Genomic DNA, 16908 nt, shown 5'->3' with positions numbered 1-16908 from the left:
TTAAAAAACCGCCCTAATGGACGGTCTCTAGAAGTTTAGTGAGTATTTAATTGTTTATTGTATTTTTCAACTTCTTCAATTAAACGTTTGAACTTATCCTCATCACTTTGCGATGAAGATGATTGATAGCCTACCGGATCATAATATAAGGTGATTGTACTATACCCAAATTTATTGGTTACACCAAGTGTTACATCGTATCCATCTAAGCTCCACGTAGTTGAGAAGTCAACATAATCGCCATTCTGCGTGTGATTGTAATAATAATCGCCACCGAATTCTTTTATTCCTTGTGCTTGTAGCTTCATGTAGTAGCTACGTAATTGACTGATGGGATGATAATTTCTCTTTGGATTGAAATCATACCAAACATTAACTAAACTCTTATAATCAAACTGATAAACAAGATGAGAAGTCATATTATACTTAGACTTTTTTAGATCGTATGTCAGATAAGAAGTTATTAACGGATCATAGTAGTCATAATACAATCCTCTAGTTTCTCTATTTTTTACTTGCTGATATGTCATTCCAAATTTAATATCTTTCATTAATATCGGAGTTGTTTTAGTACTGCTTCCTTGTCCTTTTAATCCACTCGAAGCTATGTATCCCGCTTTTCCATTATATTTAATCCTTGACCACCCACCCGGCTCAGTACTATAAACAAACACAACCGTTCCTTTTTTTAGAGAACCTACTATCTTTGCCTTCGGGCTTGGTTTTTCACGTACGTCCAACTTTGCAACGTTTACTGTGTAATGCTTGTTTACAGCCGCTGCTTCTGTCTGAATACCGAACAAACAAACTGTTAAAAAAAGAATTACAGCTAAAATACTTGATGAAATTTTTTTCAAATTAAAGCCCCCTTTTCGTCTATTACTTTCGACGCGAAAGAGAGTTTCCCTTCAAAGTATTATATTTTTCCATTTAAAGAATAACTTGGATAGAGAATTGATATTCTCGATATAATTACAGGCATGTATTTCGAATATCTTAATAAAAAATATTCTCTAGATAGTTGACCAAAACTGTTAATTAATTTAAAGAAATGTTTGGTCAATCAGGTGGATGTTATTTCATTTCAGGCTTTATAGTGAATTAATGGGAGACTTGCTCATTTGACTATATTTTAGGCGTTAGCTTACCGAAAAGCTTACCATATGATATAAAAAGTCCTCTAAATCCTTGGTATATCAAGGGTTTAAGGCGCTAATTACATCATACCGCCCATAACACTTCTAAGTAGAATATTTTATCTTAACTGACCATCGCGAGACCTCCCCTGGTAAGGGTTATCACTTTCCTCCCATGTAACTGCTGTATTTACTATACGGAAGCTGTGCAGTATTGGACTTTGTTTTGGATCGCAAACTTGTCCGTTCTAAATCTGCCTTGTATTCAGTTTCTGTTCGTCAGTTCAGGATTTTGCGTCCGGCTTCCTTCAGATTCTAACCCACGATAGACATCCATTCGCTAACAGTTTCTCCTGCCAGTTCTGTAATGGACTTTCATCACCTAGTTATAACCCATGCCGGCACACGAAAAAAACTGCCGACAATAGTCGGCAGCTTAGATATTTTGAATGACCAATTGCTATTTTTTTGCTTTGATACTTGCAATAACACTATTATCTTTATATTTGACAGTTACCTTGTAACCACTAGCAGTTACATTATCGAATTTACCTTTCACCTTGTCGGCAGTCACCAAAGTAATGTCTTTAGCCTTCCCTATTTCATAATTAGAAAGATCTAAATTCAGGTCCCCACCATCAAGGTATAACAGTCCATCAACATTTACTTGACTGCTATCATCATCCATTGCAATATCTAAGTTTCCAGCTTCTATTGTGAAATTGCCATTTAGATTTAAAGGTCCATCTGCATCAACTGAAACTGTTCCATTTTCTACATAAAGATCGCCTTTACCAAAAGCAGCCGTAGAAGTAGCTTCTAGCGTTCCTTCTTTTAGCAATGTGCCTCCTATATAACTGTTATCTCCTGTCAATGTAAGCATTCCTGTCCCTTTTTTGGTAAGCATACCACTGCCAGTAATATCATTTCTCCACCAATCATGTGCATTAAATCTTCCTTTTGAAGCATCCATATCAACTGTTACATTGTTTAAAAACGCACCATATCCATCAGCTGCTGTTACCAAATCAATTCTTCCCCAACCATTTGACTCGTCTATTACAGGGTAGCCTGATTCAATTTCTGTGGTATATAATACTTCTCTGCGTTGTTGATCTGTTAAATAAGGCTGACGAGTTTCCAATAAAACTTCGGCCCCTTTAGGCACTACAGGGGCTAAACCTTTTGTTCCTGTTTGAGGTAATCCGTAAGTAAGTTTTTCCCGATAGAAAGCTTTATTTGCTTCATGATCTTCCCACTTTTCTTCATCATACGCACTTTCAAACTTATAATCCTCTGTTACCGTATGTGCATATTCGTACAAGCTCATTCCTTTTGATTCAGCTAATTCACCGAATACATTTCCAGCATTTTCATACGCCTTGTCTAATACCTCTTTGTTTTCTGGAAGATTGTATGCAAATGCAGTCATTGCTGTAGATTGTATTCTTGCTCCTATCACATCAAGTGGAGAGTGCATTCCGGCCACTATTCTATTTTCTCCCATTTGAGCTGCTCTTGTTAAAAATTCAGCATATCTTTCCGGTGTTGCATATGCAAATCCGAATGTTGACAAATATGCTGCACTTGTATGCCCACTCGGAAACGCTCCATCTTTTCCTCTTCCGTCTTCCGCTTTTCTTCTTACATATTCTAATGCAGGAATTACTTCCACATTCGTTTCATATTGCTGGAAATGTTTTTCTCCTGTTTCTTTTTTACCGCCTGAAGGCAATTCTTCTGCTGCACTCTCACCACTGCCGATTGTTTCCCAAACAGGTAAACCATTCTGATCAACAACTTCTTTCACTTCTCCATTTGAATTCATTCTGTACGGTCTTGGAGAAGAGAAAAAGTACTTAGAAGGGTTTGACGAAGAAGGACTTCTAAATCTAATTAAATGAACTAAATCCATCGCATCTGAAAGTTCAGATTCCTTCCATTGCCCCATTCCCTGGCTTTGGTCTTCAACAGTTGCTTCTTCCAATACCTTATTCATGTCCTCTGGTGATCTTACAATACTTGTTGTCGGTTTAACTATATCTACGTATGTATTAGCTAAAGGCCCATAAGCTTCCATCATACTATATATCTTATCTCTTTGATCATCATAATAGGCTGCTAACGCCTCTTCATCTGTTCGGTTTTTCGTAACATCTTCTACATATTTTATATTAGCTTTCCAAGTCTCTGCATTTCTGATTTCTTCGTTTGCATATGTTTTCTTATCAGCTACTACTTTTGTTTCATCATTTTTATATCCATCAAAATAAACGGTAGGTCCGTCGCCATAGTCTGCAATCTCACCATTTGCACCTGGTTTAGTTAACGCTGTTCCGTCTCTCCAATCCGGTTGATTCATTGACCAGATTTGATCAAAACCATCTAAAATATTAATAAAAGGATTGGTCGCAGCTATATTCTTTAAGACAGAATCATTTGCATTTCCGCCATTATCCACTGCGGGTAAAGGTTGCTCAGCTTTAGGAGCATCTATATTTACTTCTTCAGTAGTTCCTTGTGGTTTAGAAGGTTTTGAAAGCTTATCTTTCGCAAAGCTCCCCTCGATATCAGAAGATTGGCTGGCGGCCTGAACAGGAAGCGCGGAACATCCCATCGTTAGCACTGCAAGTGTTGTTACTGAGTTCATTAATTTTCTTTTCATAAACTTCATACCTTTTACATCTCTCCGTTTCTACTGCGAATTTCTAAATGATTTCTTTTTCAAATACTTTATTTTCACCTTTAATAGTTTATTCAATCTCTTAGCGGACATTTAAGAAGTTGAATACTTATTAACAACACAAATTCCAGTATAAGAAGGTTATATTGTATAAATATATTGAATCTGTAAAGATCATGTAAACTTTTGCAGCACACTACTAATTATTTCTTTAATATTTCTAACTCCATGATTAATACAGTAACCAGCAAATACACCAAGCAATACTTTGTAATTTTGAATATTAATCTTAATTGTGTTTCTAAACTTCCAGTCTCCATTCAATCCCGATATGTAAATTCAAGAAAAAAAGACTACCTCCTATTTTTAGGAAGTAGTCTATAATTTAGAAAAAATTAATTTATTTGAACAGTTCTCATTTTGAAAAGCAACCGTAACTGCTTTTCAAAATGAAATGGTGAATAATACTTTAAAACGTTAATAATTCAACGTTTTAACTTACATCATGCCGCCCATTTCACCCATTCTGCATTTTTCTAAGCTACTCTTCGATCATAAATTTCTTCATTTTTTTACTTATCGGCGGCCTGTACTTTGACGAACAATGAGTTCCGCGCCTTTAATGATCATCCCCTGTCCATTATCTTTCCCTTTTAAAATGCCGACCATTTTTTTAACAGACTGGCAGCCCATTTCGTAAAGCGGCATGTTAACCGTCGTCAATGGCGGCTAAAGTGTTTCAGTGAAAAAGACGTCATGAAAGCCGATCACTGACACATTTTGTTTTTCTATTCAGATACTCAGCCGTTATATGTTCCTTTTTTATTGATACAGAAATATTTAATCTGTCAGAAAACCTTACATGAATTAAGAAAAATGTTTTTTAGTGCATTAAGATCAACATAACAACCAACATAGAAGTAATAATTTTTACATTGTGATCACATATCACTGATCACAGAAAAGAGGTGAATCATTGTCTGAGCTTATTACAGTTTCAACCGTAAACAAGGAAGTCTATGAACAGCTTCGCCAGCAGATCAGAACCGGAAAAATTAGGCCAGGATCAAAAATTACCATTCGGGAGATTGCAACACGCTTTGGTGTAAGCACAATGCCGGTCAGAGAAGCCATACGCCGTTTGCAAGCAGAGGGGTTTTTATCGGTAGAGACCAGAAGTGTAACCGTGAATAAACTTTCATTGGATGAAGTGAATCAGCTGTTTGTGATTAGGCAGCGTCTAGAATCGCTTTCTATTGAATGGTGCCTTCAAAATCTAAATGATAATCATGGGGAAAAGATAAAAGAGCTTGAGGAAATTTTAGAAGAAATGGACAACAAAGAAATCAGCTACAATGACTGGCAACGATTAAATCGCACCTTTCATCTAACTATGTATAAATTAGCGGATTCCCCATCCTTGCAGCAGTTAATTGAAAATGTCTGGGATAAGGTTACGCCTTATATGTTTATTTATTCGTCTACTATTAATTCCTTTGAAGAAGGACAAAAGCAGCACTATTTAATGTTAGATTACTTCATAAAAAAAGATAAAGAAGCACTGCTTGACTTACTAGTGGAACATTTAGAAGACACATATAAAGCCATACAAAAAGGGCTCGAAGAAAGCAACAGTTAACATTTATATTATCAGAATATTTAGAATTTATTTTTATAAGGAGTGACTAAAATGGGTGCATCTTCATTTTCATTTTTAGAAACAACCATCGAAGAGATTCAGCAGGCTATACAAAAAGGAACTTTGACTAGCTTAGAACTGGTTGAATGGTATATAGAACGCATACAGTCTTTTAATCAATCTGGCCCGGAATTAAATGCAATAGTCAATGTAAACGAAAAAGCCCGCCAAGAAGCAGTAGAGCTTGACCGCTATTTTAAAGTGAATGGTCAGTTAAAAGGGCCTCTACACGGAGTTCCTGTTTTAGTAAAGGATCAAGCCGAAACAAAAGGGATTCCAACCACGTTCGGCAGCAGCGCTTTTAAAGAATATGTACCTAAATCAGATGCAACCCTGGTTGAAAAGCTGCGGGAAGCAGGCGCTATCATTCTGGCGAAAACGAGTATGTGTGATTTTGCTGCAGGATGGTTCTCATTTTCATCTGTCACCGGCCAAACTAAGAACCCCTATGCGCTAAACCGCGAAGCAGGAGGCTCAAGTGCAGGTACCAGCTGCGGAATTACTTCAAACTTTGGGGCAGTTGGAATCGGAGAAGATACAGGCGGTTCCATTCGTATCCCTTCTTCGTTTAACAATTTGTTTGGTTTGCGGGTCACGACAGGACTAATCAGCCGATTTGGCTTTTCTCCGCTCGTTCATTTCCAAGACTCTCCGGGACCCATTACAAGAACAGTAAGAGATATGGCGAAGCTGCTTGATGTAATAGTCGGTTATGACGAAAAGGATCCTTTTACTGCAGCAGCTATTCAAGCAAGAGATGCAGGCAAATACGAAGAACTCCTTAAACACTCTAATTTAGAAGGACGAAGAATTGGAATATTAAGAAGTGCTTTTGGGCCTGATAATGACGATTCGAGACCCGTTAACCAAGTCATCGAGTCCGTGATAGAGCGTTTAAAAGCAGCAGGTGCCGTTATTGTGGATTCTGTTGAAATTCCGGAGCTGGACCGCTTCTTGGAAGAAACGTCCATGTATACCCTTCAATCAAAAAAGGACATCACCCGCTTTTTAAGCAGCAGAGAGAACACACCGTTAAAGTCTTTTATGGAGGTTTATAACGCTAAAGCGTTCCATCCTTTAAATGATCTATTCCATGATATTGCAGATGGACCTGAAGAACCTGCTGAGCAGGCGGATTATTACCGCCAGCGTTTTGCTCAAGAAGAATTTAGAAGAACCGTTATGAATGTGCTGGCTTCTTATGAAGTTGAAGCTTTACTGTTTCCAGACGTAAAAGTTTTGCCGCCAACCTACGAAGAGCTGCATGCGGAAAAATGGTCTTGCCTGACCTTTCCAACGAATACAACGATTTCTTCTCAAACCGGCCTGCCTTCTATGTCAGTTCCGGGCGGATTTACACCAGACGGCATACCCGTTGGATTTGAATTGTTAGGAACGCCTTTTTCAGAAGCTTCTTTACTCCAACTGGCTTATGCATACGAAAAGTTAGCAAAACCAAGAAAGCCGCCTGTACTGCCAGAAAAAATAGTGAATCATTAATTGCCTTTTATCCTTGGCTGGAGGTTGTTTGATGAAAAAACAAATAGATATTAACGCCGACATGGGAGAAAGCTTTGGTGTATACAAGTATGGAGCGGATTCAGAATTAATGCCTTATATTACTTCCGCTAACATTGCCTGTGGATTTCATGGTGGTGATCCGCATGTTATGAGAGAAACTGTTCAGTTAGCCGCCTCTCATGGTGTACGTATTGGGGCACATATAGGTTTTCCGGACAAACTTGGATTTGGAAGAAGAGAAATCAATGCTACTCCCCAAGAGGTCTATGATTATGTGCTGTATCAGCTTGGTGCGCTGGATGGATTCTTAAAAGCAAATAAAACGGTTATGTCACATATGAAGCTGCATGGGGCCCTTTATATGATGGCTTGTTCAAGCAAAGCATTAAGTCAGGCAGCTGTACAAGCAGTGGCCGATTACAATCCACGTTTGGATATATATGCACTTCCCTCTTCAGAGCTTGCTGTTTCCTCTGAAGAAGCCGGATTAAAAGTAATGAATGAATATTTTGCGGATCGCCCCTATACAAACGGTCAAGTCAAAATGTTTAACTGGAATCTAAGTGAAATCGGAAGTCCGCAAAAGATTTCCGAAACCATTGTCCGTCTGCTGGAGAAACAGCTGACTGCTGAAAGTGCACATACAAAAATCGATACGATTTGTATTCACAGCGATACGCCTAATGCAGCATTAATTGCAAAATGTATACACGAGGCTTTGCAAAAAGAAGAACGCCTTATTTCTTTATAAGCAGACAGAAATCAATGACAGCTTTAACCTCAAAAGAAAGAAGGAATGTAAATGTATATTGAAGCCAACCCCTATCTGTATCCCTTTAATGGAGAGTTGACCGCCGAGAATACGGCACTCGTTATTATTGATATGCAAACTGATTTTTGTGGTTATGGAGGCTATGTTGATCAGATGGGCTATGACATTTCACTAACAAGAAAAGCTATAAAGCCTATCAAAGAACTTCTTGAACTCGTAAGAAAAATAGATAATTTCACTGTCATCCATACAAGAGAAGGACACCGGCCTGATTTATCAGACCTTCCTGAGAACAAACGCTGGAGAAGCCAACGAGCCGGCGCAGAAATCGGCTCACAGACAGCGAATGGACGGATCCTTGTTCGCAATGAGCCAGGATGGGAAATTATCGAGGAGCTGACACCGGCGCCGGGAGAAGTGATAATCGATAAACCTGGAAAAGGCAGTTTTTACGCCACAGACCTTGATTTAATTTTGAAAACAAAAGGCATTAAAAACTTGATTTTAACCGGTATTACAACAGATGTATGTGTTCATACAACCATGAGGGAAGCAAATGACAGAGGTTACGAGTGTCTGATTTTAGAAGATTGCACCGGTGCAACAGACCACGATAACCACCTGGCTGCACTTAAAATGGTGACGATGCAGGGCGGCGTATTTGGCAGTGTTTCAAGTTCAACCCATGTTATAAAAGCACTCAGCGAGCTGCTTGTTAACGCTTGATTCAAAATAGAATTTAACCAATTAAAGGAGGCAGAGAAATGAGTACAAACGAAAAAGCGATCTTAGAAGAAGAATATGAACGTTCCGCTGTCCCTGTCCAAGCCCGGAAAAGTTTATTGTCCGTGTCATTGGTATGGATCGGCTTTCCGATGATCATCACCGCTTCTGTAACGGGTGCTGCCATTGTTACCTCCTTAGGTTTTTGGCAAGGAATGCTTGCCATCCTGCTTGGAAACCTTATCTTATTCGGATATGTAGGGCTATTGGGGATTTTAGCAACAAAAAAGGGTTATAACTTTTCTCTGCAATCAGCTATTACCTTCGGGCGCAAAGGATCAATGATAGTATCCGGCTTGTTATCTACTCTTGTTATCGGCTGGTTCGCTGTGCAGACAGGATTAACAGGCAGCAGTATGAATCAGGCTTTTGGCTCTAACTTCTTTTTGATTACATTAATCGCAGGGGTCTTATACATTGGGGTTACTTTGGTAGGTGTAAAAGCTTTAACTTATATTGGTGCCCTATCCGCTCCTTTCTTCTTCATTTTCGGCCTTTGGGCAGTTGGAGATGCCGTATCGGCAGGCGGCTGGTCTTCTATTACAAGTTTTGCTGGAAACAATACGCTAAATCTGGGTATCGCAGTTACAATGGTTGTTTCTTTATTTATTGATTCAGGAACGTTAACAGGAGACTTTAATAGATGGTCTAAGAATACAAAAGAATCTATTATTGCAACAGGTACTGCTTTCCCTTTTGCCAATATGACGGCTATGGTATTTGGCGGACTGATTGCTGCAGCTGCCAGCCAGAATGCCGACCTTTTTCAATATATTGCTGCAAAAGGCGGAGCTATTTCACTGATTGCTGTATTGCTATTATTTTTGAATTTAGGCAGTGTTTGCTCCCATTGCCTCTACAACGGAGCTGTTGGATGGTCAAGTCTTCTCGGAAAGAAAATGAGAACAACCGCTTTGGTCTTGGGTGTGATTGGTATCGTTATTGCCCTTTCAGGTGCTTGGAATCACTTTATTACATGGTTGAATTTGTTGGGAATTATTGTTCCCCCAATTGGAGCAATTATTATCATCGACCAAATGTTTATTAGGAAAAACGCCGACATTTCCGAATCATTTCGCTCACAGCCGTTTGTTGCTTGGTTTATTGGTTCATTGGCAGGATTGGTTACGGAATTTTATGCTCCGTTTTTATCCACGGCTTTTGCAGCAATGATTGTGGGCGGCGCGGCTTATGCCTTGCTCTCAAGAAAAACCGCCAGCGCAGGTGAAATTCGAAATGCAGGTTGAGTTTTGGAATATAGAAATTAGCATAAGAAAAGGAAGTGGATTTCAATGAGTGGTCTTGGAGGATTAAATAAGTCTCCCGATGGAGTTGTCATCGGCTTAGTTCAGCTTCAGCTTCCAACGGTGAAAACAAAAGAAGATCTTCGAAAACAGACAGATCGTGTGTGCGAGCTTGTGGGCAAAGCAAGAAGAAATCAGCAGACGATGGATCTAGTTGTATTTCCGGAATATTCACTGCATGGACTCTCTATGGACATGAATCCGGAAATTATGTGCAAAGTAGACGGACCTGAAGTGCAGGCTTTTCAAAAAGCATGCATAGAAAATAAAATATGGGGCTGTTTTTCCATTATGGAATATAACCCTGATGGAAACCCCTATAACACAGGATTAATTATTGATGACAAAGGTAAAATCAAACTAAATTATCGAAAATTACATCCTTGGGTGCCTGTTGAACCTTGGGAACCAGGCAATTTAGGAATTCCAGTGTGCGATGGCCCGAACGGCAGCAAACTGGCACTTATTATCTGCCACGATGGAATGTTTCCAGAGATGGCGCGGGAGTGCGCTTATAAAGGCGCGGATATTATGATCCGAACCGCCGGCTATACAGCACCGATCCGGCATTCATGGGATATTACCAATCAATCAAATGCTTTTTGTAATTTAATGTACACTGCCTCCGTTTGTTTAAGTGGCAGCGATGGAACCTTTGACTCGATGGGCGAAGGATCGATTATTAATTTTGATGGTGTGCCCCTCGTAAAAGGTGGAGGCCGGCCGGATGAAATCATTACAGGAGAAGTAAGACCAGCGCTTGTACGAGAAGCGCGCAAAGTATGGGCAGTAGAAAATAACATTTATCAGCTTGGCCATCGAGGTTACGTGGCAGTAAAAGGTGGAGCTTCTGATTGCCCATATACCTATATGAAGGATCTTGTTGAAGGCCAGTATGCTTTGCCATGGGAAGAAGAAGTCGTCCACACAGACGGTTCTGCTTTCGGATTTCCTCCTCCAACCCGTTCTTTTGAAAATAAAGCGTTAGTGAACAAATAATTTATTCTCTGTTTTACTTAAACAGCCGCGGCTTATTTACCGGGCTGTTTTTTACTTTGCGATATCCTTTACTTTTCATCAATCCTTTTTATTTACGCAATCTTTACAGTGGAACTATCCGTCTATCTTCTATAATGAAGAAAAAGGCTAGGAGCTGATAACGTGAAACGAACGGAGAAAATGTTTTGCCGGAAGTGCCAGCGTTACATTAGATATACGGACTATGTAGTGATTGACAATTTATTCAACATCCATCACTTCGCCTGTGGATCGGCTACCTTTCCGTCCGCCGAACCGGTAGTCGAAGAGGAAGAACCTGCGGTAGAGAGTGTATTCTATGAAAACTGTTCCGCGGTAAGAGCTGCTGGTACTGCACCAATTCGCAAAGGAGATCCTGGATTTGGGGATCACTTAGACCGCGATGGCGATGGAGTTGCTTGCGAATAAAGTGTGTGTATCACTCTCTCTTAATCGGAGAGAGTTTTTTATTTATTAATGAAAGTTTTTTTCTTTTGATGAATTATCAACAATGAGAACATACTTCAAGAAGAGAAATGGCAGGAATTTGCTCAGGAGGTTTGTCATCTATTAAGACACTCAGGTAATCAAACCGTGCCGCCCTTCCCTTTTGTCCAGCTACAAGAGTGGCAGGCTGGGACCTTCACCCTTCACTTGTGCATGCCGACTTTTATGCTCGAGAAACTAATGTTGAACACTCTTTTGCGGAAGAGCGTCCTGCTCTCTGGGAGATTCAAATTGGGAGATTCAAATGATGGGCGTTATGTACGGAAAATCCCCTTCTCTTTTATGAGTTAGAAGATCTTCAATAAACCGTCTCTAAACTGTTCTTTAAAGAGATGAATGAAGCACCGGAAGATCACTTGGGGAAAATGCGGTAGATTTAGGGAGCTATCAATAACCGAGATCATAATAAAAAACAAAGCTGGATTCTTTATCTCTCCAGCTTTGACTGATGCTATCCGACAATCTGATTACCCCTGGAAAGTCTCTGGTTTTACTTAGCTTTTTTTATATCATAAATCGGAATTTTAATCGTAAAAACTGTTCCTTTATGCGGAGTACTAGAAACATAAAGATTCCCTCCGTGTAACTCAATAATTTTTTTTGAAAGCGACAATCCCAAGCCGGTTCCGGTGTCCTTCGTGGAGAAAAAAGGGTCAAAAATATATTTTAACTTTTGGTCATCTATTCCAACCCCATTATCTTTGAATTGAAAAATAATATTATTCTTTTCTTGCGTGCAGACTAAACTAATCTCCAGGTCATTGTTTCCTTTAGATTCCACTGCGTTATTAAATAAATTCACAAATACTTGAATGAGTTCACTTTGATTTATAAGAATGAGCGTACCTTCTAAATCCTCACTAACGATTACAATTAGCTTCACTTTCTTAAGAAGAGCTTCACTGTCCAGAAGCCTTTTAAAATGCGCTACTAAATCACTTACTAGCTTAGGTTCCTTTGTCATTGGTGATGGCTTCGAAACCATCAAGAAGTCGTTTATAATTTTATTTGCCCTGTCTAACTCTGGTATTAACAGTGTACGAAATAAGTTAGGATCTACCTCTAGCTCTCCTTGTCCCAACAACTGCAAATACCCGCGTACCGTTGTTAAAGGATTTCTAACTTCATGAGCAATACTTGCTGATATTTGTCCGATCATATTCATTTTTTCTGCTTCTTTTAAATGGTTTAAGAAATGAAAAAAACCAACGATCCTCAATATATCGCCATTATCATCATATATTATTCTAGTATTGATAATTCCGTAGTTCGAGTCTAAAATCTCTGAGTTATAAAATTCTTTCCCAGTATTCAGTGTTTCTAGCAGTTTAATATCCTTCTCCTCTATTTTTAACAAGTAAGAAATGTTCTTACCAATTACGTTTTTTTTCGTTTCATTTAAATCAATTAACGTTTGTGCGTTACAAAGTGTGATAATTCCATTCTTATCGATAAAAACAATGTGATGGGGTACTACATCTAGGAGTGGTTGTAAAAACGTTTCTAACTGCTCAAATTTATATCCAATCGACGGATAAACTAAATCGCTTTTTTCGATATCTTCTACATTAACTTCTTCCATAACAATAGATCTGTCATTTTTATTTTTGAAAACTCTGATATTTGTTTTTTCGTCAATATAATCTATATCTACAGGGAGCTCTGTAACTAATCGTTTATATAGCTCTAATTCCTCTTGAACTGACTTAAGTTTATTAAAGTTTCCTTTATCCTTAGACACATATTTCAACTCCACTTCTCCATCCCTTTTGATGGGTAAACTAAAAAATTATTTATCACTTAACTGCGATTGCATACATTGTAGACATTGTTTTATTATTTTACCTACCCTAAAAGTTTTAATTCAAAAAAATGCTTACATAAAAATAGAAATGCTACATTATAACGTATTTTCCTATAGATAATTTATCTAATTAGTGACAGGTTTTTCTTTTATGATGATCAAGTTAATGAAAATTTATCTAAAGCAGAACAATGGCAGGAATTCGCTCAGGAGGTTTGTCATCTATTAAGACACTCAGGTAATCAAACCGTGCTGCCCTTCCCTTTTGTGCAACTGCAAGAGTGGCAAGCTAAGACATTCACCCTTCATTTCTGTATGCCGACTGTTATGCTTGAAAAATTGGATCTGCCCTTTGATAAAAGGTTGGCCATCAATAAAGCTCCAGAGCTATTTAATGTTGAATATTTCTTTGCAGTAGACGCCTTGCTTTGTAGGAGATTCAAATGATGGGCGCTATGTAACGAAAATTCCCCTCTCTTTTATAATGGCGGTTTTGTTTTAATAAAGGCTCTATTAAACGTTACTGTTGATTTTTTATAAAAATGAAATTAAGTATTAGACCGAAACTGTTAACGGACCACATCTACAAAAAATAAAGCAGTTAGGCCAATGAAACATACTGGCTATTATTCTTTCCGTTCGCAAAGTTCGATTGCTTTCTGTAAGAGCTGGATATCTATTTGGATTTGCTTTTTAAGAGTAATGTTTGAGCACCGCCTATATTCGTCAGCTAAGAGGGATAATTCATTAGAAAAGATATTTACTATTTGTTTCATAGCAATAGCTCCGCTCTATAAGTGGGTAGTTGTTAATCTTTCTTGCAAAAAGCAGCCATTAAAAAACGGGAATGTATCCCGTTTTAGGCGAAGTATCTGAGATGTCATTCTAATTTTCATATACCCATTTTGTAGAAAAATATGCAAAAAAAGAGCCGAAGAACCAAAGGATCTTCGGGAAAAAAGATGAGTTAACATTAGATGGGGGTAGTACTTGCTACTTTACTGATAATACCCCACAGAGCTGGAAAGCAAACCAAAGGCTGCTTGCGAATTTTACAATGATAAAGTGAGTTGAAAAGATACGTTTTAATCAACAGTACGTCTATATAGTGCATCATAGAAACAACAGGGCTTTTATCGACATCGGGCTTTAACAGAGCCCTAACAAAAAGGAACTTTTGTGCATAAATTAAAAAAGCTGTACGCAGCTATAACTGATACGGCTTTGCTTTGTTGGTATGTTTAAAAACTTCTTTCCATCTCATAGTATCAAGAGAAAAGACTAAGCATTCTTAATACTGTGCCAGAATAAAAAAATACATATAATTGCTGTAGCAAATACTAAGATAGAATCCAGACGTTTTCTCCTCAATTTAATACCATAGGCACAAAAAAAGATAGCTGCAGCTAATTTAGAGCCACCCTGGTAATAGGCATTATCCGAAAAAAACGAACTGCTAAAAATAATTGAACTAAGCAAAGTGATAGAGATTAGTATTTTAAACCACAATGGCTCTTTCAGGAATTGTTTCATCATAAATTTAATCCAATGCATGGCAGTACCCCCTTCAAAAAGCTTTATGTTTCTGCCTGTTTGATTAGTACATTTAGGAAAGAATAATTAACAGTACTCTTATTGTTATATTTTGTCGAACGAAAAAGCTAGCAACATGTCCTCTTTCATAGAAAAATAATCTTAGATAATTTACTAAAAGAGGAGAAAAAGAATGCTTAAAAAGAAATTATTTAAACCAGTTGCCACGTCCCTTCTGTCTGTTTCATTATTAGCTGGATCATTTACACCTGTATTTAACGATCTATCGTCTCAAACTGCTGAAGCTGCACTGCTGAAGCTGCACTGCCAAAGACGGCTACAAAAGTGACAGTTAAAGAAGTTGTTGACGGTGATACCGTTAAGGTTGTGTATAAAGGAAGAACAGCAACAGTCCGCATGATCTTAATTGATACTCATCTATTAAGGCACTCAGGTAATTAAACCCTACTGCCCTTCCCTTTTTCCAGCTGCAAGAGTGGCGAGCTAAGATCTTTCCCCTTCACTTTTGCATGCCGACTTTTATGCTTGGAGATTACGTCTTTACCTGGAAATAAATACCTGCCTTCATCGTCAACCATAACCACACGATTAGCAGGAATACCAACGTGAGAAGGGACAAGGGTGGTAGCTTGTACTTTCTTTTTTTTGCTCAAAAATTAGCTTCTTCGCAGAGCAAACGGAAAATAATGCAGTTGCGATCGCCATAAGACTGTAGCGCCCGTCGCGGCGTTACTTCGCCTTCAAGACGACGGCAAACATTTGCTCATAGTTAACGATTGCTTTCCGGATGTTCTCCATCCAGCCGTTGCTGCGTCTTTTCTTCGTCTTCTTTCATACGCTCAAAGCCTTCCTTGAGCTCTTCAGTCCGATCGCGTGTAGACAGACTGCTATTCACCCGCTCCCATACGAATAGTCCTCGGCATAGGTGCCGTGGATCCAGACGCGGATGCGAGCGTTATTGCCTCCGCTGTCAAAGGCTTCCTCACGGTCCGGGCCGACATACGTAGTGTAATGATTTTCGTTGTTTAAGACGCTGTATAACTGATAGATCCTCATGCTATAAATTCCTCCCTGTTGTTTATTGTTCTTTCGATCGGGTAAAAAATACCATGCAACGATGCACAACATCTTGGATACCTCACCAGTCGTTGCATCATTACTCATCTTTTCCCGCCGCGGAGTCGCGACCGCGGCCTTTTTCTATTTCTTTGGTTTACATTAGTGCCGAAGCGGGTAAATGTTTTCCTGTGGCACACACCCGCCACCCATTCTCCTGAACTCTACATAGTTCATCTTGTTTGCTGCGGCGGTCACCGCGGCTTTTTTTGGCGTCTATAGTTTATTCTCACATCAAAGCGGGTAAATTAGCGTCAGGGTAGTCCCCCAACTACCTCCTGCGAGTTTCAACCTTCGTTACATAATCAGTCTTTTGCTGCGGAGCTCCCTCCGTGGCTTTTTTGTGCGTTTAACCACGCTTCTTCTGCAAGCACACGTACACAACCTTCGAGTACAAAATGGTCAAGCATCTTATTTATCCAATATGCCATTGTAGAATCCGACCAGATTGCGGGCTTTCTTCGTTTTCGTACGCATAACAGCTGTATATAATGCAATCATAGTGATATTCTTAATGTTGTGCATATCGAAAGCTCCGCCCTTAACTAAATAAGAACCCTTAATTTCACAATTCTAAAACAGGGAATAGCAATTCAAATACAAAAACACCGCCTGAATTTCATTTCAGGCGGTGTTTATCTATATAAAAGGAGGTGACTGTTGCAGCACCTTGCCTTTTCTTTATAACTTTTCCTTAAATCATATGCTGTTTCATGGAATATAATTCCAAAGTAAAAGAACAGCTTACGCTGTTCTTCTTTTTTGCCTGGCGGCGTCCTGCTCTCACAGGGGGAAACCCCCAACTACCATCGGCGCTGAAGAGCTTAACGGCCGTGTTCGGGATGGGAACGGGTGTGACCTCTTCGCTATTGCCACCAGACTATGTATGGAACAAAATTGTTCCTTCAAAACTGGATAATCTCTGTAAAGTAACGGCATACCGTGCCATTGTTAATCTTGATTAAGTCCTCGATCGATTAGTATTCGTCAGCTCCATGCGTCGCCGCACTTC

At 39.0% G+C, this 16908-nt stretch carries 17 protein-coding genes, 1 rRNA gene and 1 pseudogene; 9 read left to right on the top strand and 10 right to left on the bottom strand.

Annotation, left to right across the window (positions count from 1 at the left end):
* Positions 1 to 35: 35 nt before the first annotated feature.
* The 3 genes from M3221_RS18275 to M3221_RS26375 all read right to left on the bottom strand — a co-directional run bounded on the left by M3221_RS18275 (position 36) and on the right by M3221_RS26375 (position 4527).
* On the bottom strand, positions 36 to 857 hold the full coding sequence (locus M3221_RS18275) for an SH3 domain-containing protein (RefSeq protein WP_251273160.1): 822 nt from the start codon (positions 855 to 857) through the stop codon (positions 36 to 38).
* 739 nt (positions 858 to 1596) lie between these two features.
* Positions 1597 to 3801: a phosphatase PAP2 family protein gene (locus tag M3221_RS18270; RefSeq protein WP_251273159.1), complete on the bottom strand. Its 2205-nt coding sequence runs from the start codon at positions 3799 to 3801 to the stop codon at positions 1597 to 1599.
* 594 nt (positions 3802 to 4395) lie between these two features.
* A complete protein-coding gene (locus tag M3221_RS26375) occupies positions 4396 to 4527 on the bottom strand; it encodes a hypothetical protein (protein ID WP_285881195.1) in 132 nt (43 codons plus the stop codon).
* 268 nt (positions 4528 to 4795) lie between these two features.
* On the opposite strand from M3221_RS26375, the gene M3221_RS18265 reads away from it, so the two are divergent.
* The 8 genes and pseudogenes from M3221_RS18265 to M3221_RS18230 all read left to right on the top strand — a co-directional run bounded on the left by M3221_RS18265 (position 4796) and on the right by M3221_RS18230 (position 11713).
* Positions 4796 to 5458, top strand: a complete 663-nt coding sequence (locus tag M3221_RS18265) for a GntR family transcriptional regulator (protein WP_251273158.1) — start codon at positions 4796 to 4798, stop codon at positions 5456 to 5458.
* Between the two features lie 51 nt (positions 5459 to 5509).
* Positions 5510 to 7018 carry an amidase gene (locus tag M3221_RS18260; RefSeq protein WP_251273157.1) on the top strand — a complete coding sequence of 503 codons (1509 nt, stop codon included), beginning with the start codon at positions 5510 to 5512 and terminating at the stop codon, positions 7016 to 7018.
* Between the two features lie 31 nt (positions 7019 to 7049).
* On the top strand, positions 7050 to 7790 hold the full coding sequence (locus M3221_RS18255; RefSeq protein WP_251273156.1) for a 5-oxoprolinase subunit PxpA: 741 nt from the start codon (positions 7050 to 7052) through the stop codon (positions 7788 to 7790).
* A 51-nt stretch (positions 7791 to 7841) separates the two neighbouring features.
* On the top strand, positions 7842 to 8537 hold the full coding sequence (biuH, locus tag M3221_RS18250; protein ID WP_251273155.1) for a biuret amidohydrolase: 696 nt from the start codon (positions 7842 to 7844) through the stop codon (positions 8535 to 8537).
* A 38-nt stretch (positions 8538 to 8575) separates the two neighbouring features.
* Entirely contained in the window at positions 8576 to 9841 is a 1266-nt protein-coding gene (locus M3221_RS18245; protein ID WP_251273154.1) for a cytosine permease, read from the top strand.
* 45 nt (positions 9842 to 9886) lie between these two features.
* Positions 9887 to 10897 carry a formamidase gene (locus M3221_RS18240; RefSeq protein WP_251273153.1) on the top strand — a complete coding sequence of 337 codons (1011 nt, stop codon included), beginning with the start codon at positions 9887 to 9889 and terminating at the stop codon, positions 10895 to 10897.
* Between the two features lie 324 nt (positions 10898 to 11221).
* Positions 11222 to 11344: pseudogene (locus M3221_RS18235) on the top strand (excalibur calcium-binding domain-containing protein); the annotation flags it as partial.
* A gap of 72 nt (positions 11345 to 11416) precedes the next feature.
* Complete coding sequence (locus M3221_RS18230; protein ID WP_311316151.1) at positions 11417 to 11713, top strand: ImmA/IrrE family metallo-endopeptidase; 297 nt, start codon at positions 11417 to 11419, stop codon at positions 11711 to 11713.
* A 199-nt stretch (positions 11714 to 11912) separates the two neighbouring features.
* Here M3221_RS18230 and M3221_RS26610 read toward each other — a convergent pair whose 3' ends face one another.
* The gene (locus M3221_RS26610) at positions 11913 to 13163 is read right to left on the bottom strand and encodes a two-component system sensor histidine kinase NtrB (protein WP_251273152.1); all 1251 of its coding nucleotides are present in this window, start codon (positions 13161 to 13163) and stop codon (positions 11913 to 11915) included.
* Between the two features lie 180 nt (positions 13164 to 13343).
* On the opposite strand from M3221_RS26610, the gene M3221_RS18220 reads away from it, so the two are divergent.
* Positions 13344 to 13673, top strand: a complete 330-nt coding sequence (locus M3221_RS18220; RefSeq protein WP_311316150.1) for an ImmA/IrrE family metallo-endopeptidase — start codon at positions 13344 to 13346, stop codon at positions 13671 to 13673.
* Positions 13674 to 14507: 834 nt separating this feature from the next.
* Here M3221_RS18220 and M3221_RS18215 read toward each other — a convergent pair.
* The 6 genes from M3221_RS18215 to rrf form a co-directional block, all read right to left on the bottom strand.
* Entirely contained in the window at positions 14508 to 14780 is a 273-nt protein-coding gene (locus tag M3221_RS18215) for a hypothetical protein (RefSeq protein ID WP_251273151.1), read from the bottom strand.
* 254 nt (positions 14781 to 15034) lie between these two features.
* Positions 15035 to 15178, bottom strand: a complete 144-nt coding sequence (locus tag M3221_RS18210; protein ID WP_251273150.1) for a hypothetical protein — start codon at positions 15176 to 15178, stop codon at positions 15035 to 15037.
* A 39-nt stretch (positions 15179 to 15217) separates the two neighbouring features.
* Positions 15218 to 15433, bottom strand: a complete 216-nt coding sequence (locus M3221_RS18205; protein WP_251273149.1) for a hypothetical protein — start codon at positions 15431 to 15433, stop codon at positions 15218 to 15220.
* A 116-nt stretch (positions 15434 to 15549) separates the two neighbouring features.
* On the bottom strand, positions 15550 to 15675 hold the full coding sequence (locus M3221_RS26365) for a hypothetical protein (RefSeq protein ID WP_285881188.1): 126 nt from the start codon (positions 15673 to 15675) through the stop codon (positions 15550 to 15552).
* Positions 15672 to 15836, bottom strand: a complete 165-nt coding sequence (locus M3221_RS18200) for a hypothetical protein (RefSeq protein WP_251273148.1) — start codon at positions 15834 to 15836, stop codon at positions 15672 to 15674. The genes M3221_RS26365 and M3221_RS18200 overlap by 4 nt, the downstream gene beginning before the upstream one ends.
* An 824-nt stretch (positions 15837 to 16660) precedes the next feature.
* A 5S ribosomal RNA gene (gene rrf / locus M3221_RS18195) occupies positions 16661 to 16776 on the bottom strand.
* Between the last annotated feature and the right edge of the window lie 132 nt (positions 16777 to 16908).

It is taken from the genome of Domibacillus indicus, assembly GCF_023715895.1.
Lineage (GTDB): Bacteria > Bacillota > Bacilli > Bacillales > Domibacillaceae > Domibacillus > Domibacillus indicus_A.
Note: the sequence above shows the minus strand (reverse complement) of the source record. Positions and strands in the feature narration are given on the sequence as shown.

Coding starts and splice junctions, on each gene's coding strand:
- M3221_RS18270 (WP_251273159.1), bottom strand. CDS start 3,801: ATGAAAAGAAAATTAATGAACTCAGTAACAACACTTGCAGTGCTAACG.
- M3221_RS26375 (WP_285881195.1), bottom strand. CDS start 4,527: ATGCCGCTTTACGAAATGGGCTGCCAGTCTGTTAAAAAAATGGTCGGC.
- M3221_RS18260 (WP_251273157.1), top strand. CDS start 5,510: ATGGGTGCATCTTCATTTTCATTTTTAGAAACAACCATCGAAGAGATT.
- M3221_RS18255 (WP_251273156.1), top strand. CDS start 7,050: ATGAAAAAACAAATAGATATTAACGCCGACATGGGAGAAAGCTTTGGT.
- biuH (WP_251273155.1), top strand. CDS start 7,842: ATGTATATTGAAGCCAACCCCTATCTGTATCCCTTTAATGGAGAGTTG.
- M3221_RS18245 (WP_251273154.1), top strand. CDS start 8,576: ATGAGTACAAACGAAAAAGCGATCTTAGAAGAAGAATATGAACGTTCC.
- M3221_RS18240 (WP_251273153.1), top strand. CDS start 9,887: ATGAGTGGTCTTGGAGGATTAAATAAGTCTCCCGATGGAGTTGTCATC.
- M3221_RS18215 (WP_251273151.1), bottom strand. CDS start 14,780: ATGCATTGGATTAAATTTATGATGAAACAATTCCTGAAAGAGCCATTG.
- M3221_RS18210 (WP_251273150.1), bottom strand. CDS start 15,178: ATGCGGACTGTTGCTGTTCTTCCTTTATACACAACCTTAACGGTATCA.
- M3221_RS18200 (WP_251273148.1), bottom strand. CDS start 15,836: ATGAGGATCTATCAGTTATACAGCGTCTTAAACAACGAAAATCATTAC.